General features: G+C 62.8%; 1 pseudogene. It reads left to right on the forward strand.

Annotated elements, in window-relative coordinates:
• Positions 1–289 precede the first annotated feature (289 nt).
• Positions 290–548: pseudogene (locus ACYVDE_RS25860) on the forward strand (hypothetical protein); the annotation flags it as partial.

Genomic DNA, 548 nt, shown 5'->3' on the forward strand with positions numbered 1-548 from the left:
AGCCGGCTGGCGGCGGGCATTCATCCGGCCGTGGCGCTGCGCGAGGAGTAGGGACGGGGCGAAACGCAACGGCCCCGGCGGTCATGCGAAGTCAGAACGTCATGCTGAGCGCAGCCGAAGCATCTCTACCGCGCAAGTAATCAATGCCGACCCAACGAAGCAGTAAAGATGCTTCGGCTGCGCTCAGCATGACGACCAATGATTGAATTACTACCCCACGCGAGATGCTTCGGCTGCGCTCGGCATAACGTTTTAAAATAAAAGAAAAATGCTTCTCAACTACTTAAAAATGGCCTGGAAGGTCCTGCAGCGGCGACGGTTCTTCACGCTGCTGAGCCTCGTCGGTATCGGGGCCACGCTCATGAGCCTGCTCGTGGCCGTGGCGCTCTACGATGCCGCCGCCGGCCCGCACCCGCCCGAAACCCACCCCGACCGTCTGCTCACCTCTACGCTGATGACGATGGACATGGGCGGCGGCCCCATGCACATGCGTCCCAGCTACTGGCTGCTGAACAAGGCCGCGGCCCCGGTGCGGGCCCAGGCCGCGG

This window comes from Hymenobacter agri, from assembly GCF_054778495.1.